The sequence below is a fragment of the Alteromonas sp. ABH4_457 genome (assembly GCF_056160625.1).
This window is the reverse complement of sequence record NZ_JBSWXN010000006.1, coordinates 424216-449753: the sequence shown is the minus strand read 5'-3', so window position 1 is coordinate 449753 and position 25538 is coordinate 424216. Positions and strand designations below refer to the sequence as shown.

The window sequence follows — 25538 nt, the reverse complement described above, 5'->3', positions numbered from 1 at the left end:
TTTATTTCCTGTAATCTTGCACCTTCAGATGTGCGCAGTTAAATAAGTGGTGATATGCAGACGCCCTGGTATAAACAATTCTGGCCCTGGTTCCTGATCACGGTACCTGTGCTGACAGTCATTATGAGCGGTTTTCTCATCCATTTTGCCACTTCCGGTGAAGACAGTCTGGTCATTGACGACTATTACAAAGAAGGAAAAGCCATCAATGTGCGTCTGGACAAAGTCGAACGGGCGAAAAAGCTGAATATCACCACCGATCTCACCATTGAAGGAAGCCGCGTCGCGCTGAAGTTTCATTCCGGTATTCCCCAATCCGGTGCCGCACTGAAACTGACCTTTTTCCACGTAACCCTGGAATCACTGGATACCGAATTATTACTTACCCGTGATGCCGGTGGCGTGTACCGCGGCACAACGGATACCGTTTTGTCGGGTAAATGGCGCGTTTCACTCACACCGCTGGATGAAGAATGGAAAATCCAGAATACACTCCAATTACCGGCCTCCGGTATCATTAAGTTTAACCCGTGAGCGACGACTCTTCTTGTTACCACTGTGGCGAGCCTAATATACCCGGTAAGCCGTATACTGCATTTGTACTCGGGCAGGAACGTCATTTTTGCTGTCCGGGCTGTCAGGCCGTGGCTCAGGCCATCACCGGGAACGGACTGGAAGACTATTACCGCTTCCGCACTGAACCGGCCTCTAAAGGTGATGCAGCATTAAGCGAAACACTGGATAAACTGTCTGTCTATGACGAGCCTGCCTTACAGGAAGAGTTCGTCGTTGATAACGGTAATAACAAGCATATTGAGCTAACTCTTGAAGGCATAACCTGTGCGGCCTGCGGCTGGCTGATTGAAAAGCAATTGTCGCGTATCACCGGTGTCAGCCAGATTGCGGTGAATGTAGCACAGCGACGCGCAGTGGTTATATGGCAACCTGAGGCAGTATCGCTCAGCAGCATCATGGCTACGCTACGGCGTATTGGTTACCCGGCGCTGCCGTTTCAACCGGACCAGCATGAAGCTTCATACAAAGCGGAAGATAAGCGCTTTTTGAAAAAACTCGGCCTCGCAGGTCTGATGACCATGCAGGTAATGATGCTGGCGGCGGCCCTGTATTTTGATTTATTCGATGCAATGGATGCACAGACACGGTCTTATTTTCACTGGATAGCGTTGGTTCTGACCACACCGGTGGTGCTGTATTCCGGCAGTACGTTTTACGTTGGCGCGCTTAAGGCTTTGTCGGCCCGGACCGTGAATATGGATGTACCGGTGAGTATTGCAGTGTTGGGTACCTGGCTGTCCGGTCTGTTTGCAACGGTTACCGGTCGCGGCGAAGTGTATTTTGAATCAGTTTGCATGTTTATTTTCCTGCTTTTACTGAGTCGTTTTCTGGAACACCGGAGCAGGCACCGCGCCGCGCAGATCTCAGCGAATATGTTGCAGTATATTCCGGTAACCGCTAATCAGGTGGCTGCGGATAACACCGTAACACAGGTACTGGCGAAATCGCTCAAAACCGGCGATGTTGTTGTGGTCAAAGCCGGAGAGACCATTCCCGTAGACGGTATTGTGACTGACGGTGCCAGTGAAACCGATGAATCGATGCTTACCGGCGAGTTTAATCCGGTGCGTAAACAAACCGGCGATACGGTGTTCGGGGGTACGGTAAACCGTACCGGCGTAATAACGGTAACGGTAACCAGGGCGTTAAAATTTGCGCTGGTAAATCAGATCATCCGTCTGCAATCCACCGCTATGGCTGCGAAGCCCCGGGTCGCTCTTATGGCTGACCGCTTTTCCAGTTATTTTGTCGCCGTAGTACTGATTACGGCTGCATCTTCATGGGCTTACTGGCACTGGCAGGGTAATGATAATGCCTTTTGGATCAGCATCGCGGTACTGGTAGCAACCTGCCCCTGTGCGCTGGGGCTGGCTACGCCATCTGCCCTCACCTGCGCAATGGCAAACCTTAACCGGCATGGCATTTTATTGAAAAGAGCCGATGCACTGGAGCAAATCAACCACGTAGATACCCTGGTGCTGGATAAAACCGGAACGCTGACCGAAGGAAAGTTTGCTCAGATAAACAGCTGGTTTGCTGAACCGGCACGGGAAAATGAAATCCGTGCTTTGATGGGAGCAATAGAGTCCCGTTCAGAACATCCGGTTGCCGCTGCCTTTGTTTCTGATAACAATCAGGGATTAATTCTGAGCCAAGTTGACGTTGTGGCCGGAATGGGCATCAGCGCGCAATGCAATGGCCGCAGTTATAAAGCCGGTTCGGCTTCTTTCACCGGTGTTGATGCCGGCCTGTCGCCCTTTCCCGCTAACGTGTTTCTTACCGAAAACGGTGTGCCCGTTGCCGCCTTTCGTGTAGCAGATAAAATTAAAGCGGATGCCGCAGACAGCCTGAGCAAATTGGCGCAACTGGAGCGGATAATTCTGAGTGGCGATATTCAGCAAAATGTTGACGACATTGCAGCGAATTTACCTGTAGACAAAGCCACAGGCGGGAACAGCCCTGAAGATAAATTAAACGCCGTGACAGCCCTTCAGCGGCAGGGCCGTCATGTCATGATGCTGGGGGATGGTATTAACGACGCGCCGGTGATGGCAGCGGCTGATGTTGGCATTGCAGTGGGTAATGCCACGGATATCGCAAAAAGTGCCGCGGATGTGATTTTATTAAATGATAAGCTGGCTGTACTCGGACACCTTACTCTGATGGCCAGAAGAGTAAAAGCGACAGTCAGGCAGAATATGGGATGGGCCGTAGGCTACAATCTGGTTATCCTGCCGTTTGCAGTGTCCGGCATCCTGACGCCGTGGATGGCGGTGATTGGTATGAGTCTGAGTAGTATTCTGGTAGTAACAAATTCGACGAGACTGTTAAAGTAACGCTATGAGTATAATTTACGTCCTTATTCCCCTTGCTGTGATCATTGTGGCCATTGCCATCGGCGTATTTTTTTGGGCAGTAAAATCTAACCAGTTTGAAGACCTGGATCGCCAGGGCTACAGTATTCTTTTCGATGATGATTTATCTCCTGAAGAAAAAAAGCTGGCCGAAGAACGAAAAAAACTCAATGAGTGATCTGTCGTTTTTTTCTGCCTTGCTGGTCGGGCTGGGCGGAGGCGTTCATTGTGTGGGAATGTGCGGCGGCGTATCGCTGGCACTGTCTGCCGCCACGCCGGCAGACTCATCGCCTTTACCCTATGCGCTTAGCTACAACTTTGGTCGTATATTCAGCTACATACTTGCCGGCGCTGTTACCGGCGGCATCGGGCAGATAGCAAAAGAAGCTGTACCGGTGACCGGCCCTGTACTCGCCGTCATCAGTGGCATTATGCTGATTGCCATGGCCTGCTATCTGGGTAACTGGTGGCGTGGCCTGACCGCTGTTGAAGCCCTCGGCAGTAAACTCTGGCAGAGAATTCAGCCGCTGTCGAAACGGTTTTTACCTTTCAGGTCTCCTACCAGCGCCTTTCCCTATGGTATGATTTGGGGATGGTTGCCCTGTGGACTGGTTTATTCCACCCTGACATGGGCACTGGCTTCAGGGACGGCAATATCCGGTGCTGTAATCATGGCCGGTTTTGGTTTAGGAACGCTACCGGCGTTGCTGGCTGTCCGGGCTGGTGCAGACTGGCTTTCCTCAGGTTTCAGACAACCCGTAGTTCGTCAAATCATTGCTTTGAGTTTGCTGTTGTACGCATTATTGCTGTTGTGGCGGGCTTTAAGTACTATACATTAGAATTATCGCAAACAGCGGAAAGTGAGCATGCAAAAACGTTCGGATTTTTCTATACACTGCCAGAATTGCAGTTTCAGTCATTTGTGTCTGCCCGTGGCCCTCAATAAAACTGAGATTGAGTCACTGGATGACATTATTGAACGCAAAAAGCCTTTGCATAAACACGACACCCTGGTAGAAGCCGGCGATAAATTTACCTCTCTGTACGCTGTGCGAGCAGGTTCATTTAAATCTTTTGTCACCGATAAAGAAGGTGAAGAGCAAATTATCAGTTTCCACTTCCCGGGCGATATTATCGGTTTTGACGGTTTACGTGACGACACACACCAAAGCTATACGCAAGCGCTGGAAACTGCCATGGTGTGTGAACTTCCCTATTCCACCCTTGAAAAAATGTCTGAGCAATTCCCGAAATTGCGCCATCAGATCATGCGTTTTATGAGTGCTGAAATTAAGCAGGATCACGAAATGATGATGCTGCTGAATAAACGGACGGCAGAAGAACGTCTGATTTATTTTATCGCCCATCTGTCCGGTCGCTTCGAAGAACGGGGTTTTTCTCACCGTCAGTTCAATCTGAGTATGACCCGCAACGAAATCGGTAATTATCTCGGATTAACGGTAGAAACGATCAGCCGCTTGCTGACCCGCTTCCAGAAAGAAGGCATTATCAAAGTAGACGGGAAGCTCATTACTGTTCTGGATTTTGCGGCTATGGATAAAAAGCTGCACTCTATGGACATTCCTACTCTTTGCGTGGATTAATATCCCGTTGAAATATTGATCTGAAACAAGGTCTCTCCTGCTGTAAGTCTTATACTAAAGATGAAGGCAGTATTTATTGTCTGCATCAATAAGGAGAGACGCCATGATCACTTGCAAACGTATTCTCGCCGTCGTTCAGGCCGACAACCCTGAACAACCTGCCCTTTCAAGAGCCATCGAAATTGCCCGTAAAACCGGTGCAGAAGTACACGCACTGCTTGTTGTATACGACTTTTCTTATGACATGACAACTATGCTCACCCGCAGTGAGCGTGAAGCCATGCGTGATGCAGTAACCAAAGACCGCATTGTCTGGGCAGAAAAAAACCTGACCCGCTACGATGATTATGATGTAAAGGTTGCTGTTGAGTGGAGTGATAAACGTTACGAAGCCATTACCCGCTACACCATTAACCGTCAGGTTGACCTGGTCGTTAAAGCTACCCGCAAACACGATGATTTTGCATCAGTGCTCTTTACACCAACAGACTGGCACTTACTGAGAAAATGTCCGGCTCCGGTTTTACTTGTCAAAGCCCATGCCTGGCCTGAACACGGTAATATTGTTGCAGCAGTCAATGTGGGTACAGAAGACAAAGAACATGCACAACTGAATGACAAGTTGACCGGTATCGCAAAGGATTATGCAGAGTTACTGAGCGGTCAGGTACATCTGGTTAATGCCTATCCTTCTGCCCCACTGAATATCGCCATTGAGATCCCCGATTTCAATCCTGAGACGTATCATAACGCTGTGCGCAATCATCATGTTCAGGAAATGGAAAACCACAGCGCTAAATTTGGGATCGGCGTAGCAAATTGCCATGTTGTCGAGGGATTACCCGATATAGCCATCCCGAAAGTGACTGAACAGCTGGATGCAGAACTCGTCGTCATCGGTACCGTGGGACGTACAGGCATATCAGCCGCCTTTTTGGGCAATACTGCAGAGCATGTTATTGATAACCTGAATTGCGATGTACTGGCGGTTAAACCTGACGGATTTACGTCTCCGGTTAAGTAAATGCGCGATAACGGAATGCTGCTTGTGTAGCAGCATTCCGTCTGCTTTTGTATAATGGTACTTTTATTTTTCCAGCCAATTCTGAAGTGCCATGAATCAAGTAACATCTACGCCATCTGACAACGCCAGTCACAGTGCGCAAAGTAAACAAAAATACAACTTTAACAAGTTGCAGAAAAGACTGCGCAGACATGTTGGCAAAGCCATCGAAGACTTCAATATGATTGAAGACGGCGACAAGGTCATGGTGTGCTTATCCGGCGGAAAAGACAGCTATACCTTGCTGGATATCCTGCTATTTTTACGTAAAATTGCACCGGTCAATTTCGATATCGTCGCGGTTAACCTCGATCAGAAGCAGCCAGGCTTTCCAGAGCATGTGTTGCCTGAATACCTGAATTCTCAGGGTATTGACTACAAAATTGTGGAAGAAGATACCTATTCCATCGTTAAAGATAAAATCCCTGAAGGGAAAACCACCTGTTCACTGTGTTCCAGATTAAGACGCGGGATCCTGTACCGTACGGCAAAGGAACTCGGCGCAACCAAAATAGCCCTCGGTCATCATCGTGATGATATGCTGGAAACATTGTTTCTGAACATGTTCCATGGCGGAAAACTAAAAGCTATGCCGCCCAAACTGGTAAGTGACAACGGTGAACACATTGTTATTCGCCCGCTGGCTTATTGCAGTGAGAAAGACATTCAGAAATACGCTGACGCCACTGAGTTCCCGATCATCCCCTGTAATCTTTGCGGTTCTCAGGAGAATCTGCAAAGACAGAATATTAAAATGATGCTGCAGGACTGGAATAAGCGTTTTCCGGGTCGCATTGAGTCTATGTTCCGTGCAATTCAGAACGTTGCCCCATCACACCTCGCTGATGGCAATTTGTATGATTTTAAAGGGATCAAGGCCACAGGCGCACCGGTAGAAGACGGTGATACAGCCTTCGACAAGCCGGATTTTACCAGTGCGGTCAGTGATGATGCACAATCCCCTGTTCAAATTGTTAATCTGACGGAATAAACCATGAAAATCGGACTCGCACTCGGTGCCGGCGCTGCAAGGGGCTGGACACATATTGGCATCATTGAAGCACTTGAACGGCTGGGCGTTAAGATAGATGTGGTTGCGGGTTGCTCGATAGGTGCTTATGTGGGCGCAGCCTATGCAAGTGGTAAGCTTGAGCACCTCAAAGAGTGGGCTTGCTCGTTAACAGAATGGCAAATCCTGTCTTTAATGGGTGTTGGCATCCGCAAAGGTGGCATTGCCAGCGGACAAAAAGTGTTTACCAAACTGGCGGAAGAATTTTGCGCCCCGTCTTTTGAAGAGATGAATAAACCCTTTGCTGTGGTTGCCACGGATTTATACTCCGGCCGCGAAGTCATGTTCAACCAGGGGCCCGTTGATAATTGTATTCAGGCATCCTGCGCAATTCCTGCCTTGTTCAGTCCGGTTGAATATAATGGCCGGTGGCTGGTGGATGGTGCTGTCGTCAATCCTGTACCTGTAAACCTTTGCCGTCAACTGGGCGCAGATTTTGTGATTGCGGTGAATCTCAACGCTGATTTCAAGCCTCAGCGCCTGGAAAGACCAGCCGCAGAACATGAAAAAATCCAGAAAAAAACCGATGACTTTTTCTCTAAAGGTTCAAATATTGTCAGGCAGTGGTTTTCACCGGAATCCAGGTCAGATAAACCGGAACCGCCGGGGATCCTGAGTGTCATGAGCAGTTCTCTTGAAATACTGCAAGCCCGCGTGACCCGCTCCAGACTGGCCGGAGATCCGCCTGACGTACTGATAGAGCCTCATCTTTCAGATGTAGGACTGATGGAGTTTCACCGTGCTGGTGAATTATGTCTGGAAGGGGAAAAAACAGTAAACCGGCTGGCGGAAGAAATTAAATATCAGTTAGTCATTGAAGATAATATCGAAGAAAATACGACAATCGGCACCGCTTCATAGGAAGCGGTTCCTTTACTTTTTCTGCTTACCGGCTCAGCGCACGGCTTTTGCCGTTATCCTCATCGGCACATCCGGCAAAGTCAGGCCTTTACTTTGTTCTATCCAGTCAGCAGGTAACGTCACGATGCCCATATTGATAGAAGGCGCATCTTTAAGAGGCATACTGATGTTATCATCGGCAAACTGTATATTCAGCCCGTCGACAGTAGGCATCATGAATGACAAAAAGCTGCCCATAGCATTGAAGAATGATTTGTATTGCCCGAGCAGAAATACCAGTTCTTCTTTCGTGTAGGTTTTGGAAAGATAAGCCGGCTTTGTCTCGAGCTGAACGGACATATCACACAGGTTCGCCGCTTCCGCCAAATCAATTTCAACCACTGCTTCTGCCATTTTCAGGATCTTGTCATCAGGGACGGTGAACCGGTTTTCCGGCGAAACAGTGAGTGGCATCACCTGTTTTTCTGTGATGATTTTCGCATCGTTAATACCACACAGATACCCTTCCCCTACACGTACAAAACCAAATGCAAACTGCAGAGCTTGAGTATCTTCACCATCGAGCTTTTTAACATGACTATAGAAACGGCTGTACTCAACCTGAATGGTTTCAGCCGACACCTGAAACATGTTCAGACAAAGAAAGCTTGCTGCCAGTAAAGCCTTTTTCACTACATATAATCCTTGTTATAACGGATCATCGCCTGTAATTCCTCAACATAAGCTACCCCGCGTTCCGAGTAATTCATCAGTCCTTCAGCCAGCGCAACGCCGGTAACAGGAAGCTGATTGCTGCGCAGTGTATTTCGAATATCGCGCAGTTCTTTGTAGGCATAGTGGCGGTTTATGTTTCGCATATAGGTATAAGTGGCTTTCGACAGATTCGGGAACCTGGCCACTTCATGATCGAGTCCGTCACTTCGCCGTGACGGGACAAAACCGCATCCTTTTCTGAAACACCATAGTCCGAAGAAGTTATATCCTTCAGTTGCAAAGCGGCTGGTTCCCCATGCAGATTCATTTGCTGCCTGAGCAAGAACCAGTGATACCGGTAAAATATCTACACGGCGCATCAGTACCTGAAGTTGATCTGTTAAATCTGCGCCTTCGTCCACTTTGTACTCATTGACCAGCCACGCTATGCGGTTGGTGTCGTCTTCACTTAACGTTTCACCTAACGATAACTGTCGCTGCAATGTTTGAATATAATGACGCAGAGACAGGAGATATTCGTTTTGTTTCTCGACTTCAGGCTTGAGATACGAGAAGAAAGCTTCCTTTTTCTCCTGCACATTTTCAATCTCTTTGAAGTCCGGTACCGGCTTTCTTGCCTGTTCTGTCACCGGAATATCCAGAATATCCGGCTCCCTTGAGGACATGATCCAGGCATTGATAACAATTACCAGTAATACGGCAACTGTGATCAGTACAATTTTCATCGTTTCTCTTTTATGCATCGAACGTCGACTCCTGTCCCGCTGATTCGTTAACCTGATGATTTTCCGCAGTATCAAACAGTGTGGTATACAGCATACCAGTCACCACAAAATATAGCGGCATAATCACTAAAAAGGCTAACCCGAATGTAAAAATACTTAACAGGAACAGTACGAGAAAAATAACAAAAAGAACAATAAACGATAGTATAAATTGATTCACTGCTTTGCAGGATGTGATGATGGCCTGCAATACCCCCAGCTTCTTATCTGCAATCAGAGGTAAGGTAAAGGTGGTGGCTACGAAGAGGTATAAACCGGGCAGGATGAGCACAGTCAGCCCTATTTGTACCAGAATTGTAACCAGCAGTTGTGCCAGAGCCAGCGGTAAAACCCAGGACAAATAACGAAATACATCACTGGTTTTAATTCTGTTACCCCTGGCGATATTAACTCCCATCAGTGACAACCCGGCTGACAACGGCGCAACAATCAGGATCATCGCGATATCAAGAATACCCTGTTGTTCAGCGGGCATTGCAGTAAGTTGCTCTATGGGATAAATACCGGAGATCACCATGGCAAACGCAAACACGACCAGTATGATAAGCGCGCACGCCTGAAAAATCGGCCAGAAGTTACTTTTCAGCAGGTTTACTGATGTGGAGGCCAGTTTTCTGAAATCAAATAACCCTTTGCCGTTCAACAGGTTAAAACGGTCATTGTACAAGGCTTTTTTGTTGTCAGGTTGCATATCAGGCACTCAGATACTTCTTTAATTCAATAAGTTGTGGCGATTATACCCCAATGGGCCAGATTGCCTACTACGCTAAGACTAACTTCACAGCCAGCCCGATGAGTAAAACGCCCATGGCCCGGTCGAGCCAGTAGCCTTTTGACCGGATAGCACCTGCAACACGACTGGTGCTGAGCAAATAGGAAAGCAGACAAAACCACGCCCCCGTCGCGAACGACAGATAAAGCCCGTACATTAACCGGATATCTGAAGGCGTTTGTGAGTCAATGATGACAGTGAACAGTGACAGGAAAAATAAAGTGGCCTTAGGGTTAAGGCCATTGGTAAGAAATCCCTGAATGAACGCTTTTTTAGCACTGATAGCCGGCTGTTTAGCGGCGATTTCAGCACCTGCTTCATTGTTTGCCTGTGCAGGGCCGCTTCTCAACGCTCCCGAAGCGAGATATAACAGGTAGGCAGCTGCAATATAGGTAAACGCAGTATAAAGCCAGGGTGTGGTTTTAAGTAGTACGCTAATTCCGACGAGTGAATAAGCCACATGGACCAGAATTGCCAGGCCAATACCCACACTGGTGAACATGGCTGTCCTGCGACCATAAGCAACACTGTTACGCACTACTACAGCAAAATCAGGCCCCGGGCTGGCTACTGCCAGAAGGTGTACCAGAGCGATAGTAATAAATTCATCGAGATACGGCGACATTTACAACGTGGCGGTCAATGATAACTCTTCAAGCAGACTGTCGACAAAGTTAGGAACAACTTTAGACGCCGGGCCGTGGTATGACTCATCGAACATGTCGCAGCGATCACTGGGTTGAAGATTCAGCTCCACAGTTCTGGCTCCGCTGTCCTTCGCAACCTGCACAAAGCCGGCTGCCGGATAAACCTGACCTGATGTCCCCACTGAGATAAACAAATCCGCTTTAGTCAAAGCCAGGATTATATCGTCCATTTGCAGCGGCATCTCACCAAACCACACAATGTCAGGACGAAGACCTGCAGAAGGTGTGCAACACGGGCAAGGGGTTTGATCATCAAAAGACTCATCCCATGAGTGAGACTGGCCGGAACCAGTACAACGGGCTGAGAGTAACTTTCCGTGCATGTGAATCATGCGCTGACTGCCGGCTCGTTCGTGAAGGTCGTCCACGTTCTGGGTTACAAGCAGAAAGTCTTTACCAAGCTGCTTTTCAAGTCTGGCCAGTGCACTGTGTGCAGCATTAGGTAACACACCGGGTTCCTGTAATTGTGCCCGCCGTGCATTATAAAAGCGGTAAACCAGTTCAGGATTTGTGGCAAACGCCTCAGGTGTCGCAACATCCTCAACTTTATGGTTTTCCCATAAGCCATTGCTGTCGCGGAATGTCTTCAAGCCGGATTCCGCTGAAATACCTGCCCCGGTTAACACGACGACACGTGGTTTATTGCTCATCATTTAACCTCCACAGGAAAGTGTGAATTAGCTCCCCACTCTGCCCATGCGCCATCATAAACGGATACGTCTGTGGCACCACATAACAGAGCGGCCATGCCGGTAATACATGCTGTAACACCGGAGCCACAACTGCAGATGATTGGTTTATCAAGGTCTATCCCTTTGTCTGCAAAAATCTGTTTGAGTGCTTCCGGTGATTTAAAACATCCGTTGTCTAAGACACATTGAAAAGGCAAATTAAACGCGCCGGGCATGTGACCCCGACGTAGTCCTTGTCTGGGCTCTTCTACTTCGCCATAAAAGCGGGCTTCGCTTCTGGCGTCGATAATCTGGATATCTTGTGAAAGTGCGTTGCTGACTTCTTCAGCATTAACAAACCATTTGCGGGCAGGCGAAGACGGATTGTAAAGTGCATTCCCGCTTTGCGGGACCGCTCCGGAATCAGGATAGCCCGCCGCTTGCCAGGCTGGCCAGCCGCCGTCTAATACAGCTACTTTATCATGGCCTGCTGCTTTTAGCATCCACCAAAGCCTTGGTGCCGTAAACATGCCACGATTATCATAAATCACAACATCACTATTTTCGGTAATGCCTAAGCTTCCCAGTAATACCGCCAGCGCATCAGGAGAGAGATTTGTATGCGGCAAATCTCCTGAATGGTCACTGCCTTCTTCATCAAGATTAATATCAAGGGCGCCGGGTATAATTTGTGAACCGGTAATATCAGCAGTACCGTTTACAGGATCCGACATAATGGCACGGAGTACGCAAATGGCATTTTCATCAAGAGTTTGCCGAAGTGTACCGGCTGAGATTAAGAATCGATTCATTACGTCCCTGCTTAGAACGGCTGTAAATAAAACTGCACGATTCAATCACTATACGAAGATTCATCCTAAAAATACAGCCAATTATCGTCACAAATTTGAAAATTTACGGATTTAAACTAAGGATGCTAAGAATATGAAGTCATTAAGAAATGGTGCCCGGGGCCGGACTTGAACCGGCACGCTGTTACCAGCGAGGGATTTTAAATCCCTTGTGTCTACCAATTTCACCACCCGGGCTTGGGTTGTCTTTCGACTGGTACAGGTTGGAACCTGTTATCGCTGTTGCGATGATGGAGGCGGAACCCGGAGTCGAACCGAGATCCACGGATTTGCAATCCGCTGCATAGCCATTCTGCCATTCCGCCAATTTGGAGCGGGAAACGAGATTCGAACTCGCGACCCCGACCTTGGCAAGGTCGTGCTCTACCAACTGAGCTATTCCCGCATTTTTGCTACCGTTTCAGTTCGCTGCTGCTCTCTGAAACGTGGGGTGCATTCTACCTGCACGGACAAAACTGTCAACAGCAAAAACCATCAAAATACACCTAAATACCTAATTTGCTGTCTGTTTGCCTTTTTTTTATTCGTATTGCACAACAACCAGCCAACCCTTATGGCTTATGACGTCCGGAGAGATGCTTCCAGGCCGCGCCGGTATACACAAGCATGGACCAGACTGACAAAACTGCCGCTATATAAAGCAGAATATGCCCCAGCGTTACCCAATAAATGGGGAAGCCCATAAACGTTTCCAGGCCTGATAACAATCCGATTAATGCCAGCATCTGCGCCATGGTTTTCGCTTTACCGATAAAGCTGACTTTTACCGTATCGCTGTAACCCCGCTGTGCCATCCATTCACGTAATGCAGAAATATAAATTTCGCGCACCATCAAAGCGATAGCCGGCAACGTGATCCACAAAGAACCATAGGTATGGGTAATCATGATCAATGCCGTTGCAACAATGAGCTTATCTGCCACAGGGTCAAGGAAAGCACCGAACGGTGTTGACTGTTTCAGCTTCCTTGCCAGATAACCGTCAAACCAGTCAGTTATGGCTGCGAGCCAGAATACAAATGCACCGGCTTCTTTTGCCCAGCGCCAGTCAAGAAAATACACCACCACGAATACAGGAATAAGCACAACACGAAAAAGCGTGATGATATTTGGTACCGTCCACATATTATTACTTCTCAATTTTCATCAATGACATCACACAGGTAAGCATGGTAACACGTCCCTGATTATTCACCTGCTTAAAGATGCAGATGATCGTAAATGGTTTCCGCCAGCTCAGCACTGATCCCGGGGACGTTTGCAATCTCGTCTTTGCTGGCTTTTTTCAAACCCTGCAAACCGCCCATGTATTTAAGCAGGCTTTGTCTGCGCCTTGCTCCGATACCGGGAATCGATTCAAGACTGGAGGTCGTTTTAACTTTTTGCCGGCGGTTTCTGTGCCCGGTAATGGCAAACCGGTGAGACTCATCCCTGATATGCTGTATAAGATGCAGCGCAGGTGAGTGACTTTCCATAGGAATGGTTTCATGAGAACCGGCCAGGATAAGCGTCTCCAGTCCGGGTTTCCGGGTCGTGCCTTTCGCCACACCGATAAGCATGGGCTTTTTATCTTCCGGCCAGTCTTCAAAAAATGACTCAGCCTGTGCCAGTTGCCCTTTACCGCCATCAATAAAAAGGATGTCAGGAATTTTACTGACTTCTTTAACGTTCTTATAGCGGCGTCTCAGCGCCTGAGCCATCGCGGCGTAGTCGTCACCCGGCGTTATACCTTCGATATTGTACCGGCGATAGTCGCTTTTATGGGGCCCTTCACGGTTAAACACCACACAGGACGCCACGGTTTGCTGACCGGATGTATGACTGATGTCGAAACATTCCATACGCTGTACCGGCGTATCAAGTTCAAGAATATCTTCCAGATCGAGGTATCTGGCATGCACAGACTTCTGCTGACTGTACTGGGCATCCAGTGCGTTTTCTGCATTGGTTTGAGCCAGCTTCAGATACCGGCGCTTTTCTTCCCGTGCACCTTTAAATATCTTAACTTTGCGTTTTGCTTCTTCGCATAACACATCAAGAATACTGTCTTCTTCGGTTAATGCGCGTGGCAACACAATTTGTTTCGGAATAATTTTATTGCCTGAAAGATAAAACTGCAGAAAGAAGGACTCAAAGATTTCATCTTCACTGGCAGATGCAGGCACTTTAGGGAAATAGGCTTTCGAGCCCAGCAACTGACTGTCGCGGATAAACATAACCTGAATGCACGCCATATTCCCCCGCACTGCGAAGCCGAAAACATCCATTTCATCCTGTGTACCGGACACCCATTGCTGTTCCTGCACTTTACGCAGTACATTTATCTGGTCACGGTAACGTGCAGCAGCTTCGAAATTCAGTTGCTCACTGGCCTTTTCCATTTTATCAACCAACGTGCCGATGACCTGCTGATTTTTCCCGTTCAGAAATAAGCGCGCAAGCTGGACCTGCTCCTGATATTCCTCATCACTGACATAGCCTTCCACACAAGGGGCGCTGCAACGCTTCATTTGATATTGCAGGCAGGGACGGCTGCGGGCACGGTAATAACTGTCTTCGCACTGTCTTACCGGGAAAATCTTTTGCATGGTACGCAGGCTTTCGCGTACAGCCCATGCACTGGGATAAGGGCCGAAATATTCACCTTTCTTTTTTTGCGGGCCCCGGTGAAAAGACAACCTGGGATGCTCGTGGGCAGAGAGGAAAATAAACGGGTAAGACTTATCATCCCGCATGACCACGTTATAACGGGGTTTGTACTTCTTAATGAAGTTATTTTCCAGCAGAAACGCTTCGGTTTCACTGTTCACCACAGTGACGTCCATTGAGGCAATGTTTGCCACCAGAGAACGGGTTTTAGCGTTATCTACGTTTATGCGGAAATAACTGGATACGCGGTTTTTAAGGTTCTTTGCTTTACCGACATAAATCACATCGCCCTGCTCGTTGTACATCCGGTAGACACCGGGCTGACTGGTCAGGTTTTTAAGAAACGCGTTGTGATCAAATGCCGGCATTGAAATTAAAGCAAATTAGAATCGATGAGTTTGTGTCGTAGCGCCAGGTGAGTCAGTTCCACATCAGTGGATACCCCCAGCTTTTCAAACATCCGGTAGCGGTAACTGTTAACAGTTTTTGGGTTAATACAAAGTTCGCTGGCGATTTCAGGTACCTTCTGACCTTTGGTCAGACGCATAGCAATATTCAGCTCACGGGTAGAAAGCGAATCGAAAGGATTGTCGCTTTCCGGAGTAATACGCCGCATAGCAATACTTTCAGCGATGTCCGCAGGCAGATACTTCTGACCGGAATGTACCTTGTAGATAGCCCGGATCATCTCTTCCGGATCAGCGTCTTTGGTTAAAAATCCGAATGCACCAAGTTGCATAACCTGCGTGGGAATGGGGTGTTCTGTATGCATAGACAAACAAATCACCCGCGTATTCTCAGACATTCGTACAATTTTTTTAGTGGCTTCCAGTCCGCCCATGCCGGGCATATTGACGTCCATCAGGACAATGTCGGGCGCATCAGTTCTGCAATGTTTAACAGCGTCTTCCCCGTTTTTCGACTCGGCTACGACTTTGAAGTCGGATACATCGTCCAGAATACGTCGAATCCCTGTTCTGACCAGTTCATGGTCATCTGCCAGGATAATCTTAATCACGTTTTTTGCTCACTGAATCATCGTTATTATTGATTTGATTAGCGGTCTGTTTACCACCACGGGCATAATAACATGATATCTGCGGCTGTGAACATGCTGCCGTCAGAAAGGCGATCAAAGCTGTGGTAAATCAAACCACAATGCTTCTGTGTCAGTCCCGGCAGTGAGTTTAAGCATGTCATCCTGATAGACGCCGATGCCGTCACCGGCTAAAAATTCATCACCTTCCAGTGTCAGGTCACCTTTAATCAGATGCAGATAGCCAAGCCGGCTGCCTGTTGACAATGTAATGCCCTCACCTTCTTTTAATATTAAGCGGTGTAACGACATGTCCTGATGTACCTTTACTGTACCGTCAGCACCGTCCGGTGTCACCAGAGCTGTGAGCGCCCCTACCTGAGCGATGGTTTTCTGTTCATAACCCGGCGCGATACCTGTTTCTGCAGGCAGCACCCAAATTTGTAAAAAGTGTACCGGGTCAGTTTGCGACGTATTGTATTCGGAATGCCGTATCCCTGTACCTGCAGACATGCGTTGAATGTCTCCGGCCGGAATCGTATCACTGTTCCCTGTGCTGTCTTTATGTGCCAGCGCACCACGGGTTACATAAGAAATAATTTCCATATCGCGGTGACCATGCGTATCGAAACCACGTCCCGGCGCGACGTTATCGTCATTTATGACTCTGAGTACCGAAATTCCCATGTGCTCAGCATCATAGTAACGGCCAAAGGAAAAGGTATGTTTTGATTGCAGCCAGCCAAAATCAGCTTTGCCTCTGGCATCTGCTCTGCGAATGTAACGCATACTAATACTCCGGAAAAATTGGACAGGCCTAGTGTAGTCCTGTTAACCGGGATTAATACTCCATTATCTACAACGAAATGTTCTATTTATTAGAACTAATAGTGAGCAGCAATTCGCCAACATGCTTTATCACCTCGCTTGAGGTGGCAAAATTAAGCCGGACAAAACCGGGAGAACGAAAGTCGGCTCCGTCATTGGCAGCAATGCCGGTACATTTGAACAGGTAGTCAGCGGCAACGCCCGGAGCAACATGATTCAGATAATCGCGAAGATCCAGCCAGAGAAAAAAGGTCGACTGAGGTATACAGGCGAGTAACGATGAGTTGTGCAGTAGTCCGGTGAGAAGAGCACGGTTTTCACTGATCTTTTCCCCCATAGTCTGCAGCCATAAATCGTTAAGCTCGTCGTATGCCAGAATTAATGCCTGTCTTGCCAGTGCGCCTGCAAACAAGTGGGAACGCGTGATCGCTGCGCGGACTGCATCCCGCCATTGCTGATTAAAAATGATGGCGTAGGCTGCCGCCGGAACATGGGTGAGATTGTAAGATTTAGATGGCGATTGCAGCACAATGATATTGCTTTGATATGCTTCCCCGATACTGACCAGAGAAACAAATTCGTTTCCCTCAGCAATAAAACCGCGGTGAACTTCGTCACAAATTAACGGAATGTTTCTCCGAGTACACCACTCAGCCAGCGCCTCCAGTTCGTCCCGTTGCCAGAGCCGGCCGGTTGGATTATGAGGATTACAGAGCAATACCGCAGATAAGTCATCCGGCAGTGACGATAAATCTATGTGAACATTGCCATCGCTGATATCCAACGTCAGCGGGCAAACTTTGCGTCGTGTTTTTTCTGTCACGGCGAAAAACGGCCCGTAAGAAGGTATGAATATCCCCACCTTATCGCCGGGCCGCGTCAGACTTTCCAGGGCAATGCCCATTGCAGCGATAATACTGCAGCAATCTACAATGGAAGATTCATCTATATATTCCCCTCTCCGCCAATGCCACTGACTGACAGCGGCAGTAACAGCCAGTTGCTGATAACCAAAATGAGAAGACAGGAAGCGGGAAAGACCATGATTGACCATTTCCGGTGGCGGAAAATCCGTATCCGCCACCCACATGGGAAATACCGGTTTTTCGGATGCGCCATAACGGTTTGTCACATCATCAAATTTAAGTGAACCACTGTTAAAACGCTGCTGAAATTCCTGCACTATTTTATCCGTTCAAAGACATTAAATTCAGATAGTGAATGCTGGAATTTTCTCTTCGTTTCTCTTATCACAAAGGGAATATCCTGTGGGGCAGCCACACGACGGAAATCATCACCTAAGGCTTGCTCCAGTGCCATCGTCGACGTGAGTGTTTCACCATTCGCGTCTTTATAGCCACCGAGCCAGTTTTCTCTGGCAGTATATTCTTCTAACCAGGTAAACGGCGATGCAATGATCAGCAATCCTCCCGGATTTAACCGTTCACGAATGCTTTCGAGTAACCGGGCGGGTTCGTAAACACGGTCAATCAGATTGCTCATAAGGATAAGATCATAACCAGTAAACTGGGGCTTCAGGTTACAGGCATCGCCCTGGGCAAAATGCACTCTGTCTTTATTTTCGCTCAGGCCAAGATCTGCCAGTTTTGCCACTTTAAATTCGGTCAGCTCCCCTTCTTCAATCAGGTTGTAACGGATCTCACCGTGTTCCTGCATGGCAAAAGCGGTCTTAATAAAGCGTGCAGAAAAATCAATGCCGTCAACGTGATCGAAGTATTTAGCCAGCTCAAATGAAGCGCGGCCTGTTGCACAGCCCAAATCTAACGCCCTGGCTTTGGGTTTAGCACCGGTAAACTGCATGGCAAAAGCTACAGATGCGGCACCAAAATTTGGCACACCGTAATATGTACTGCCATAGTGGAATTCACTGTACTGTGATACCTGCGTGTCACTCTCGTAATCGAGATCGTTCACTTTAATTACCTCGGTAGATTCAACATAACGGAAACCCGCATGCTGGAAAAAATGACGACGGAAGGCATAACGACTGTGCGCCATGGCTTCATTTCCCGTCGAAATCCATGAACCACCTTTAAATAAATTGTGCTTATTGTCAAAAGTCGGCGTGGTGAAATCATCATACAGAGGATGCACCTTGAAACCGTCGAAGGGATAGATGGGCGTTTCTGTCCACTGCCACACATTACCCGCCACATCGTAAAAGCCCCCCATTGAGAACAGGTTCACCGGTGCTGATGATGCACCATGATGCAGACCCGTGTTCCACTCTTCGCGCCATAGTGACTCTTTCATCCCTGCGTGTTCACACAAACGCAACCACTCATCTTCTACCGGTAACTGAATATGCTTGCCACTGCGCTTTGACAGCCAGTTACAAAAGGCCTTTGCTTCATGGTAATTGACGTCCACAGGCCAGTCTTCCGGCAGCGGAATTTCTGTTGCCAGCGTGCGGTAAACATAGCTATTTCCCTGCTCCCGCCAGAAAACAGGGTGCCTGGCGCCGGTATAGGACAACCATTGTCTGCCCTCTTCCTCCCACAAACGAGGCTGAGCGTAACCACCATCTTTCACAAACGCCAGAAACTCACCGTTACTGACCAGGTACTGTGACGCAGAAAAAGATTTTACTTCTGCACTGTGCTCACCGTATTCGTTGTCCCAGCCATAGTAGTCTGCGTTAAATGGTTTACCTGCTGAGACTTTTCCGCCGGGCACGGGAAGCAAAGTATTCTCAGGGGCTTCACCGGACTCCGGATACGGTGCCCATTCTGGTTGGGGTTGTACAAATCGCAGAGGTAACTGGCGGATGAGAACAGAAGACGTTTCAAGGTGAATGCCTTCATGCTCAATGCCCATCAGAACAGGCCACATAGGGCTTTCCCAGTCTATGGGTAATGAAAAATCCATTGTCAGAATCAAGTCGCTGACCAGGCGTCTTACCTGAGCACGGTAGGCAGTGACTTCTTCAACGGCAGGCCAGTCATAGTGAGCGTCATTGAGGTCATCCCAACTCATCTCATCTACACCGATGGCAAACAAAGATTCAAAATCAGGATTGATACGGTCATTAATAAGTTTCGCCAGTACCAGTTTATTAATAAAAAAAGTGGCAGTGTGACCGTAATAAAAAATAAGCGGATGACGTAATTTTTCCGGCCGCTGATAGTAACCGTCATCTGATTTTAATAACGAGAAAAGACTTTCGTAACGGTCAAAAGACTGTTGAAAATAAGCCAAGATTTCTTTTCTTTTTTCTTCAACAGTTCCCTGTTTCAGATGTGGTGTGTGAAGAGCGTTCATGAAAACCCCGGATGGTGAATTTTTATTAGGTGTTTCTCTGTTATGGATATCTTTGTTACGAATCGAGGCCGGTACCTGACAACACTGGCGGGAGCCATCTGATCTTTTGTACAGAAAACAGTAGCAGAATTCCAGACCTTACCGTGGGAATACGGAAAGAGCACCACTGAGATCAATGAATTAAATGTAATGGAATTGTGTGACCGGAAAGTTTCAACCGTTTACACGGTGCGAAAAGTAAAAAGGCCCGCTTAAAATAAGCGGGCCTTTTTGGAATGTGGCGGAGAGAGAGGGATTCGAACCCCCGGAAGGTTTGACCCTTCGCCTGATTTCAAGTCAGGTGCATTCAGCCGGACTCTGCCATCTCTCCGAGAAGTGATGCGTATCTTAATGATATTTTTTTGCCTGTAAAGCGTTAATTTTAAAAAAGCCTTTAACCGGTTAGCTTTTAATCAACGTATTAATAAATAACAGGCAGTTGATGATTAATGCAGCACAGTGACATGTCTATTTACAGTTTGGGTTTGATAGCACTTGAAAAATGGAACCAAAACCCATACAAATGACCTAAGATAATGTTACCAGGCTTTTCTGGTGTTTATAGTCCTATTGGAGGAAACAATGGATCAACGTTCGATGTATGCAGGTGCATCTCAACAGTCAGTACTGCAAACAAATAAGGTATTGCGCAATACTTATATGTTGCTGGCTATGACACTGGCATTTAGTGCAGTGTGTGCCGGTATCGCTATGGCGGTTGGCATCTCTCCTATGATGTCGTTAGTCATGACCATCGGTGCGTTTATTACCTTATTCGTGGTTCAGCGTAAGGCTGAATCTGCATCCGGTATCTACTGGGTGTTTGCATTCACCGGTTTGATGGGTGCATCACTGGGTTATACCCTTAACTTTTATTTAGGTGTAGCTGGTCCCGGCCTTATTATGCAGGCATTAGGTGCGACAGCCCTGGTATTCTTTGCATTGTCAGGTTATGCACTTACCACTAAGAAAGATTTCTCTTTCCTTGGAGGATTCCTGCTGGTAGGTCTGGTAGTTGCTGTAGTCGCCGGTATCGCGAATATCTTCTTCATGGTACCTGCGGTATCACTGGCAATCAGTGCTGCCATCGTGTTCATCATGTCAGGTTTCATCCTGTTTGATACCAGCCGTATTGTTAACGGTGGTGAGACAAACTACATCCGTGCAACCGTTTCAATGTACCTGAACATCTATAACCTGTTCACTTCTATCCTGCACTTACTGGGTGCGTTTGGTGGTGATGATTAATTAAAAGGCTTACTGCCTGAGGAAAACACCCCGTAAGGGGTGTTTTTTTATTTCTATGTCCCGTTATTCTGTACTTGTCACATCATCACCCTACGACAACGACGGAGCCTCACGCGCTCTGGCCTTCTGCCATCAGTTAGTTGCTGACGGTCAGGAAATTGAACAGATATTTTTCTATCAGGCTGGCATTTACAATGCGCTGCCACAAATGAACCCGCCTAATGACGAAATGAATGTCTATCAGGCATGGTGTGATTTGAAATTAAAAGCACAAACTTCATTACGGGTTTGCATGACCGCGGGAGACAAGCGGGGTGTAAACGACACCGGCGAAGAAGAGGTTTTCGAACATACCGGCCTCAGTGATTTTTTCACTTCGCTTCATCAGTGTGAACACCTGGTACAATTCTGATGGCACATTTACTTATTCGTTTTACTACCGCCCCCTACTCTGTCAGTCAGGCATCCGACGGGCTGGACTTTGCCATGGCAGCAACGAACTACGGCCACGAAGTATCAATACTGTTTGAAGGTGACGGCATCTACCAGTTAACAGAGCAGGCCCCGCAACAGCAAGGGGTGAAAAATCACTTTAAAAGGCTTAAAGCGCTGCCATTCTTTGACATTGAAGACTGTTACTACGTGCAGTCCGATTATGCTACCAGAAGAATTAGAGGGCGGGATATATTAAAAACTGTTAAGGCGTTAACTGATGATGAGGTGCCGGCGCTGATTGAACGGGTTGATCATGTGGTGACGTTCTGATGATAATATTTATTACTGGCTCAAAGAGTAATGATGTGCAGCAACGTTATCTCCGGAATGCTGAAACCTTGAACATACCTGTTATTCTTCGGGGAAACGGCGTCTATCAATATAGTGAACTGCAGAGTGGTGACTTTCCGCTTTACCTACTCGCTGACGATGCTGTATGCCGCGGCGTGAACTGTGAAGAGAGTGACCTTATCTCACACAGCGACGTTATTCGTTTCACACAACAATATGGCAAGTGGATAGTACTATAATGGCCGGTAATACAAGCTTTGAATGGCAAGGCAAAAAGATAGAAACTGATAAGAACGGTTACCTGCTGGATTACACGCAGTGGGACGAGAGCATGGTGCCTGTACTGGCGGAGCAGGAAAACATTTCGCTGACAGAAGAACATTGGGAAGTGGTTCGTTTTGTCCGGAATTTTTATCTGGAATTTGAAACTAGTCCTGCGGTACGCGCACTGGTGAAAGCAATGGCGGCCGAATACGGTCCGGAAAAAGGTAACAGCCGTTATCTTCAGCGGTTATTTAAAAAAGGGCCGGCCAAACAGGCAACAAAACTGGCGGGCTTGCCTAAACCCGCCAAGTGTCTGTAATACAAAAATGGCGTCTTATGAAGACGCCATTTTAGTGTTTACCGGTGTGATTAAGCCGGTTTAATTTCAGTCACACCACCCATGTAACTTACCAGTGCTTCCGGCACTTTTACGCTGCCATCAGCCTGCTGATAATTTTCAAGAATAGCCACTAAAGTACGGCCTACAGCCAGACCTGAGCCATTCAGCGTGTGTAATAATTCAGGCTTATTCGTTTCCGGGTTACGGTAACGGGCCTGCATCCGGCGCGCCTGGAAATCAAGCATGTTAGAACATGAAGAAATTTCCCGGTAAGTATTTTGCGCCGGTAACCAGACTTCCAAATCGTACGTTTTACAGGAACCAAAACCCATATCACCGGTACACAGCAACATTTTGCGGTAAGGCAAGTTCAGCTTCTGTAAAATCACTTCCGCATGACCAGTCAGTGCTTCCAGCGCATCAAAGGAATCTTCGGGTTTAACCAGCTGAACCAGCTCAACTTTATCAAACTGATGCTGACGGATAAGACCTCGTGTATCACGACCGTAAGAACCCGCTTCACTCCGGAAGCAAGGTGTATGGGCAGTCATCTTCACCGGCAGGGATTTGGCATCAAAAATCTCGTCACGTGCCAGGTTGGTCAGCGGAACTTCAGCAGTTGGGATCAGCGATAACCCCTGACCTTCTTCGGTGGCAGGCTGAGTATGGAACAGATCTTCACCGAACTTAGGCAACTGACCGGTACCATACAGGCTGTCATGATTGACCAGATAGGGTACGTACATTTCCTGGTAACCGTGTTCTGCAGTATGCACATCCAGCATGAACTGAGCGAGTGCACGGTGCATGCGGGCAATGTGGCCGCGCATTACAACGAAACGACTACCGGTTAACTTCGTCGCAGCAGCGAAATCCAGCCCTTTATTTAAAGCTTCAGCTACATCTACGTGATCTTTTACTTCGAAATCAAATTCAGCAGGTGTGCCCCACTTACTGATTTCCACATTCTGGTTTTCGTCTTCACCCACCGGCACAGATTCGTGGGGAAGATTCGGGATCCCCTGAGTCAGTGCAGTGATTTCAGCCAGCAATGCATCAAGTTCATTTTTTGCTGTGTCAAGATCGTCGCCCAGCTGGCCAACCTCGGCCAGTAATGGCGCAATGTCCTGGCCCTGCGCTTTTGCTTTACCAATGGACTTACTACGGACATTACGTTCATTCTGTAATTCCTGCGTTTTTGTCTGCAGGGATTTGCGCTTTTCTTCCAGCGCATTAAAAGCGTCTGCATCCAGTGTAAAGCCCCGGTCGGCAAGGCGTTTAGCAGTGTTCTCAATGTCTGCCCGAAGTAACTTTGGATCTAACATGTAATTCTTTTTATCCTTTCATCATTGCTATTGCTGCCCATCCTGCCAGCAGGCACAGGCACACATTTAATAACACATTGGCTATGGCTTTCATTATCAGGCCATTTTCCAGTAATGTCAGTGTTTCGATAGAGAACGTGGAAAAGGTGGTAAAAGCCCCTAAAAGGCCGACACCTATCAGAGCACGATAGGGAGAATCCATCAGTTCATGCCGCTCTATGAATCCGTATAACAGTGCAAGGCTGAACGAGCCTAATACGTTCACCGTCAGTGTACCAAAGGGCAGCGCTTTTCCAAACCAGGAATCGATATTAGATGTGACAAAAAAGCGCAGACACGCGCCTATTGCGCCGCCTGCTGCGATATAACAGTACAAGACAATTCCTGTTGGCATGACTATCCCTTTTTATCCGTAGCCTGTTGATTCAGTGTGTCGAGAAAATCCCGTTTTGCTTTGAGTTTCTGCTCCAGTCCGCGTTCTGTGGGCTCATAGAAACGGGTACCGGCAATCTCTGGCGGCAGATAGACCTCGCCCGCTGCAAAAGCATGGGGCTCGTTATGCGCATAACGGTATTCATCGCCGTGCCCGAGCTCTTTAAGCAGTGCCGTCGGGGCGTTCCTTAAATGCACCGGAACGGGATAATCCGGCGCTTTAGCTGCCATCTGTTTTGCCTGACTGAAGGCCATATAAACGGCATTACTTTTTGGCGCAAGTGCACAATATACAGCCGCTTGGGCAATGGCCCTTTCCCCTTCTGCCGGTCCGACACGATGATAACAATCCCAGGCGTTCACACTCAGTTGCATGGCTCTGGGATCTGCATTGCCAATGTCTTCAGACGCGATGGCCAGCAGACGTCTGGCTACGTACAGCGCATCACCACCGCCGTTCAGTATTCTCGCATACCAATAAAGCGCCGCGTCAGGATCTGAGCCACGTACTGACTTGTGAAAAGCGGAAATTAAATCGTAAAACGTATCGCCACGTTTGTCATAAGCAGCCACTTTTTCGCCGGTTGCCTGCTCAACATCGCTGAGTGTGATGACATCGCCCTCAGCGAAATCCCCGGCCAGTTCAAGATAAGTCAGTAATCTGCGGGCATCACCGGCACACAGGCCAAGAAGCGCCTTTCTGGCATCATCTTTCAGCTCAAATCCCCGTTTGCCGAGCCCTTTATCTTTATCTGATAACGCCCTGTTCAGCACCCCGTTAAGCGCATTGTCGTCCAGCGACTGCAACACATAAACCCTGACCCGTGACAGCAATGCATTATTCAGCTCAAAAGAGGGGTTTTCTGTGGTGGCACCGATAAAGGTAACCGTACCGGATTCCACAAAGGGCAAGAATGCATCCTGCTGACTTTTATTAAACCGGTGAACCTCATCAACAAACAATAATGTACGCTGACCATGACGCTGATCTATTTCAGCCTGCTCCATCGCAGCCCGGACGTCTTTTACACCGGCGGTGACTGCTGACAGACGCACTACCTTTGCCTGTGTATACGCAGCAATCATTTCTGCCAGTGTGGTTTTGCCTGTACCGGGAGGTCCCCACAAAATCATTGAATGGCAATGACCGGCTTCCAGCATTTTTCTTAAGGGTTTCCCTTCGCCCAGTAAATGAGTCTGACCGGCATAATCATCGATGCCGGCCGGCCGCATACGGGCAGCCAGCGGGGCGTAGTCGTCCT

General features: G+C 47.9%; 28 protein-coding genes and 4 tRNA genes. 13 read left to right on the top strand and 19 right to left on the bottom strand.

Annotation, left to right across the window (positions count from 1 at the left end; translation table 11 throughout):
* The first annotated feature begins 54 nt into the window (after positions 1-54).
* The 8 genes from ACXAGR_RS17390 (at position 55) to rssA (ending at position 7527) form a co-directional block, all read left to right on the top strand.
* Entirely contained in the window at positions 55-534 is a 480-nt protein-coding gene (locus ACXAGR_RS17390) for a FixH family protein (RefSeq protein WP_474844216.1), read from the top strand.
* Positions 531-2912, top strand: a complete 2382-nt coding sequence (locus ACXAGR_RS17385) for a heavy metal translocating P-type ATPase (protein ID WP_474844217.1) — start codon at positions 531-533, stop codon at positions 2910-2912. The genes ACXAGR_RS17390 and ACXAGR_RS17385 overlap by 4 nt, the downstream gene beginning before the upstream one ends.
* A 4-nt stretch (positions 2913-2916) precedes the next feature.
* Positions 2917-3108, top strand: a complete 192-nt coding sequence (ccoS, locus tag ACXAGR_RS17380) for a cbb3-type cytochrome oxidase assembly protein CcoS (protein ID WP_119501397.1) — start codon at positions 2917-2919, stop codon at positions 3106-3108.
* Positions 3101-3769: a sulfite exporter TauE/SafE family protein gene (locus ACXAGR_RS17375; protein WP_474851534.1), complete on the top strand. Its 669-nt coding sequence runs from the start codon at positions 3101-3103 to the stop codon at positions 3767-3769. The genes ccoS and ACXAGR_RS17375 overlap by 8 nt, the downstream gene beginning before the upstream one ends.
* Before the next feature lie 21 nt (positions 3770-3790).
* A complete protein-coding gene (gene fnr / locus ACXAGR_RS17370; protein WP_303574686.1) occupies positions 3791-4534 on the top strand; it encodes a fumarate/nitrate reduction transcriptional regulator Fnr in 744 nt (247 codons plus the stop codon).
* Positions 4535-4637: 103 nt separating this feature from the next.
* Positions 4638-5558, top strand: coding sequence for a universal stress protein UspE (gene uspE, locus ACXAGR_RS17365; protein WP_474851532.1), 921 nt, complete (start codon positions 4638-4640; stop codon positions 5556-5558).
* Between the two features lie 91 nt (positions 5559-5649).
* Positions 5650-6588, top strand: a complete 939-nt coding sequence (gene ttcA / locus ACXAGR_RS17360) for a tRNA 2-thiocytidine(32) synthetase TtcA (RefSeq protein ID WP_474851530.1) — start codon at positions 5650-5652, stop codon at positions 6586-6588.
* A 3-nt stretch (positions 6589-6591) separates the two neighbouring features.
* Positions 6592-7527, top strand: a complete 936-nt coding sequence (gene rssA, locus ACXAGR_RS17355) for a patatin-like phospholipase RssA (RefSeq protein ID WP_474844221.1) — start codon at positions 6592-6594, stop codon at positions 7525-7527.
* A gap of 33 nt (positions 7528-7560) precedes the next feature.
* Here the strand turns inward: rssA and ACXAGR_RS17350 are convergent, their stop codons facing one another.
* From ACXAGR_RS17350 to ACXAGR_RS17275, 16 genes are all read right to left on the bottom strand, one after another.
* The gene (locus tag ACXAGR_RS17350) at positions 7561-8199 is read right to left on the bottom strand and encodes a DUF2987 domain-containing protein (RefSeq protein WP_474851528.1); all 639 of its coding nucleotides are present in this window, start codon (positions 8197-8199) and stop codon (positions 7561-7563) included.
* On the bottom strand, positions 8199-8984 hold the full coding sequence (locus tag ACXAGR_RS17345) for a glucosaminidase domain-containing protein (protein WP_119501403.1): 786 nt from the start codon (positions 8982-8984) through the stop codon (positions 8199-8201). Before ACXAGR_RS17345 ends, ACXAGR_RS17350 begins: the two co-directional genes overlap by 1 nt.
* Positions 8977-9726: a hypothetical protein gene (locus ACXAGR_RS17340; protein WP_474844224.1), complete on the bottom strand. Its 750-nt coding sequence runs from the start codon at positions 9724-9726 to the stop codon at positions 8977-8979. Before ACXAGR_RS17340 ends, ACXAGR_RS17345 begins: the two co-directional genes overlap by 8 nt.
* 61 nt (positions 9727-9787) lie before the next feature.
* On the bottom strand, positions 9788-10423 hold the full coding sequence (locus tag ACXAGR_RS17335) for a LysE family translocator (RefSeq protein ID WP_474844225.1): 636 nt from the start codon (positions 10421-10423) through the stop codon (positions 9788-9790).
* Positions 10424-11158, bottom strand: a complete 735-nt coding sequence (cobB, locus tag ACXAGR_RS17330; protein WP_474844226.1) for a Sir2 family NAD+-dependent deacetylase — start codon at positions 11156-11158, stop codon at positions 10424-10426.
* The gene (locus tag ACXAGR_RS17325) at positions 11155-11988 is read right to left on the bottom strand and encodes a sulfurtransferase (RefSeq protein ID WP_474851526.1); all 834 of its coding nucleotides are present in this window, start codon (positions 11986-11988) and stop codon (positions 11155-11157) included. The genes cobB and ACXAGR_RS17325 overlap by 4 nt, the downstream gene beginning before the upstream one ends.
* Positions 11989-12138: 150 nt before the next feature.
* A tRNA-Leu gene (locus tag ACXAGR_RS17320) sits at positions 12139-12225 on the bottom strand.
* Between the two features lie 54 nt (positions 12226-12279).
* A tRNA-Cys gene (locus ACXAGR_RS17315) sits at positions 12280-12353 on the bottom strand.
* A 4-nt stretch (positions 12354-12357) separates the two neighbouring features.
* Positions 12358-12433 (bottom strand) — tRNA-Gly (locus tag ACXAGR_RS17310).
* Between the two features lie 166 nt (positions 12434-12599).
* Complete coding sequence (gene pgsA / locus ACXAGR_RS17305) at positions 12600-13172, bottom strand: CDP-diacylglycerol--glycerol-3-phosphate 3-phosphatidyltransferase (protein ID WP_119501408.1); 573 nt, start codon at positions 13170-13172, stop codon at positions 12600-12602.
* Positions 13173-13246: 74 nt separating this feature from the next.
* Complete coding sequence (gene uvrC / locus ACXAGR_RS17300) at positions 13247-15064, bottom strand: excinuclease ABC subunit UvrC (protein WP_474851524.1); 1818 nt, start codon at positions 15062-15064, stop codon at positions 13247-13249.
* Between the two features lie 5 nt (positions 15065-15069).
* A complete protein-coding gene (gene uvrY / locus ACXAGR_RS17295) occupies positions 15070-15714 on the bottom strand; it encodes a UvrY/SirA/GacA family response regulator transcription factor (RefSeq protein ID WP_119501410.1) in 645 nt (214 codons plus the stop codon).
* Between the two features lie 114 nt (positions 15715-15828).
* Entirely contained in the window at positions 15829-16521 is a 693-nt protein-coding gene (locus ACXAGR_RS17290) for a pirin family protein (RefSeq protein ID WP_474851522.1), read from the bottom strand.
* Between the two features lie 82 nt (positions 16522-16603).
* Complete coding sequence (locus ACXAGR_RS17285) at positions 16604-17743, bottom strand: aminotransferase class I/II-fold pyridoxal phosphate-dependent enzyme (RefSeq protein WP_474851520.1); 1140 nt, start codon at positions 17741-17743, stop codon at positions 16604-16606.
* Positions 17743-19842: a 5-histidylcysteine sulfoxide synthase gene (gene ovoA, locus ACXAGR_RS17280; RefSeq protein WP_474851518.1), complete on the bottom strand. Its 2100-nt coding sequence runs from the start codon at positions 19840-19842 to the stop codon at positions 17743-17745. The genes ACXAGR_RS17285 and ovoA overlap by 1 nt, the downstream gene beginning before the upstream one ends.
* 278 nt (positions 19843-20120) lie before the next feature.
* Positions 20121-20212, bottom strand: a tRNA-Ser gene (locus ACXAGR_RS17275).
* 251 nt (positions 20213-20463) lie between these two features.
* Here ACXAGR_RS17275 and ACXAGR_RS17270 point away from each other — a divergent pair.
* Genes ACXAGR_RS17270 through ACXAGR_RS17250 form a run of 5 tightly spaced genes read left to right on the top strand, consistent with a single transcriptional unit; the run spans position 20464 to position 22498 of the window.
* Positions 20464-21129, top strand: coding sequence for a Bax inhibitor-1/YccA family protein (locus ACXAGR_RS17270; RefSeq protein WP_303574701.1), 666 nt, complete (start codon positions 20464-20466; stop codon positions 21127-21129).
* A 55-nt stretch (positions 21130-21184) separates the two neighbouring features.
* The gene (gene tusD / locus ACXAGR_RS17265; protein ID WP_474844232.1) at positions 21185-21541 is read left to right on the top strand and encodes a sulfurtransferase complex subunit TusD; all 357 of its coding nucleotides are present in this window, start codon (positions 21185-21187) and stop codon (positions 21539-21541) included.
* Positions 21541-21894, top strand: a complete 354-nt coding sequence (locus ACXAGR_RS17260; protein WP_474844233.1) for a DsrE family protein — start codon at positions 21541-21543, stop codon at positions 21892-21894. Before tusD ends, ACXAGR_RS17260 begins: the two co-directional genes overlap by 1 nt.
* Positions 21894-22154, top strand: coding sequence for a hypothetical protein (locus ACXAGR_RS17255; protein WP_474851516.1), 261 nt, complete (start codon positions 21894-21896; stop codon positions 22152-22154). The genes ACXAGR_RS17260 and ACXAGR_RS17255 overlap by 1 nt, the downstream gene beginning before the upstream one ends.
* Positions 22154-22498 (top strand): TusE/DsrC/DsvC family sulfur relay protein, encoded by a 345-nt coding sequence (locus ACXAGR_RS17250; RefSeq protein ID WP_474844234.1) that lies wholly within the window; start codon positions 22154-22156, stop codon positions 22496-22498. Before ACXAGR_RS17255 ends, ACXAGR_RS17250 begins: the two co-directional genes overlap by 1 nt.
* A 50-nt stretch (positions 22499-22548) precedes the next feature.
* Here the strand turns inward: ACXAGR_RS17250 and serS are convergent, their stop codons facing one another.
* Genes serS through ACXAGR_RS17235 form a run of 3 tightly spaced genes read right to left on the bottom strand, consistent with a single transcriptional unit; the run spans position 22549 to position 25509 of the window.
* Positions 22549-23844, bottom strand: a complete 1296-nt coding sequence (serS, locus tag ACXAGR_RS17245) for a serine--tRNA ligase (RefSeq protein WP_474851514.1) — start codon at positions 23842-23844, stop codon at positions 22549-22551.
* A 10-nt stretch (positions 23845-23854) separates the two neighbouring features.
* Complete coding sequence (crcB, locus tag ACXAGR_RS17240) at positions 23855-24238, bottom strand: fluoride efflux transporter CrcB (protein WP_119501420.1); 384 nt, start codon at positions 24236-24238, stop codon at positions 23855-23857.
* Between the two features lie 2 nt (positions 24239-24240).
* Entirely contained in the window at positions 24241-25509 is a 1269-nt protein-coding gene (locus ACXAGR_RS17235; RefSeq protein WP_349587631.1) for a replication-associated recombination protein A, read from the bottom strand.
* Positions 25510-25538: the final 29 nt, after the last annotated feature.

Excerpts from the sequence above, each read along its gene's own strand:
- ACXAGR_RS17390 (WP_474844216.1), top strand. The coding sequence starts at position 55 with ATGCAGACGCCCTGGTATAAACAATTCTGGCCCTGGTTCCTGATCACG.
- ccoS (WP_119501397.1), top strand. The coding sequence starts at position 2,917 with ATGAGTATAATTTACGTCCTTATTCCCCTTGCTGTGATCATTGTGGCC.
- ACXAGR_RS17375 (WP_474851534.1), top strand. The coding sequence starts at position 3,101 with ATGAGTGATCTGTCGTTTTTTTCTGCCTTGCTGGTCGGGCTGGGCGGA.
- uspE (WP_474851532.1), top strand. The coding sequence starts at position 4,638 with ATGATCACTTGCAAACGTATTCTCGCCGTCGTTCAGGCCGACAACCCT.
- ttcA (WP_474851530.1), top strand. The coding sequence starts at position 5,650 with ATGAATCAAGTAACATCTACGCCATCTGACAACGCCAGTCACAGTGCG.
- rssA (WP_474844221.1), top strand. The coding sequence starts at position 6,592 with ATGAAAATCGGACTCGCACTCGGTGCCGGCGCTGCAAGGGGCTGGACA.
- ACXAGR_RS17345 (WP_119501403.1), bottom strand. The coding sequence starts at position 8,984 with ATGCATAAAAGAGAAACGATGAAAATTGTACTGATCACAGTTGCCGTA.
- ACXAGR_RS17335 (WP_474844225.1), bottom strand. The coding sequence starts at position 10,423 with ATGTCGCCGTATCTCGATGAATTTATTACTATCGCTCTGGTACACCTT.
- cobB (WP_474844226.1), bottom strand. The coding sequence starts at position 11,158 with ATGATGAGCAATAAACCACGTGTCGTCGTGTTAACCGGGGCAGGTATT.
- ACXAGR_RS17325 (WP_474851526.1), bottom strand. The coding sequence starts at position 11,988 with ATGAATCGATTCTTAATCTCAGCCGGTACACTTCGGCAAACTCTTGAT.
- pgsA (WP_119501408.1), bottom strand. The coding sequence starts at position 13,172 with ATGTGGACGGTACCAAATATCATCACGCTTTTTCGTGTTGTGCTTATT.
- uvrC (WP_474851524.1), bottom strand. The coding sequence starts at position 15,064 with ATGCCGGCATTTGATCACAACGCGTTTCTTAAAAACCTGACCAGTCAG.
- ACXAGR_RS17290 (WP_474851522.1), bottom strand. The coding sequence starts at position 16,521 with ATGCGTTACATTCGCAGAGCAGATGCCAGAGGCAAAGCTGATTTTGGC.
- ovoA (WP_474851518.1), bottom strand. The coding sequence starts at position 19,842 with ATGAACGCTCTTCACACACCACATCTGAAACAGGGAACTGTTGAAGAA.
- ACXAGR_RS17270 (WP_303574701.1), top strand. The coding sequence starts at position 20,464 with ATGGATCAACGTTCGATGTATGCAGGTGCATCTCAACAGTCAGTACTG.
- tusD (WP_474844232.1), top strand. The coding sequence starts at position 21,185 with ATGTCCCGTTATTCTGTACTTGTCACATCATCACCCTACGACAACGAC.
- ACXAGR_RS17260 (WP_474844233.1), top strand. The coding sequence starts at position 21,541 with ATGGCACATTTACTTATTCGTTTTACTACCGCCCCCTACTCTGTCAGT.
- ACXAGR_RS17255 (WP_474851516.1), top strand. The coding sequence starts at position 21,894 with ATGATAATATTTATTACTGGCTCAAAGAGTAATGATGTGCAGCAACGT.
- ACXAGR_RS17250 (WP_474844234.1), top strand. The coding sequence starts at position 22,154 with ATGGCCGGTAATACAAGCTTTGAATGGCAAGGCAAAAAGATAGAAACT.
- serS (WP_474851514.1), bottom strand. The coding sequence starts at position 23,844 with ATGTTAGATCCAAAGTTACTTCGGGCAGACATTGAGAACACTGCTAAA.
- crcB (WP_119501420.1), bottom strand. The coding sequence starts at position 24,238 with ATGCCAACAGGAATTGTCTTGTACTGTTATATCGCAGCAGGCGGCGCA.
- ACXAGR_RS17235 (WP_349587631.1), bottom strand. The coding sequence starts at position 25,509 with ATGCGGCCGGCCGGCATCGATGATTATGCCGGTCAGACTCATTTACTG.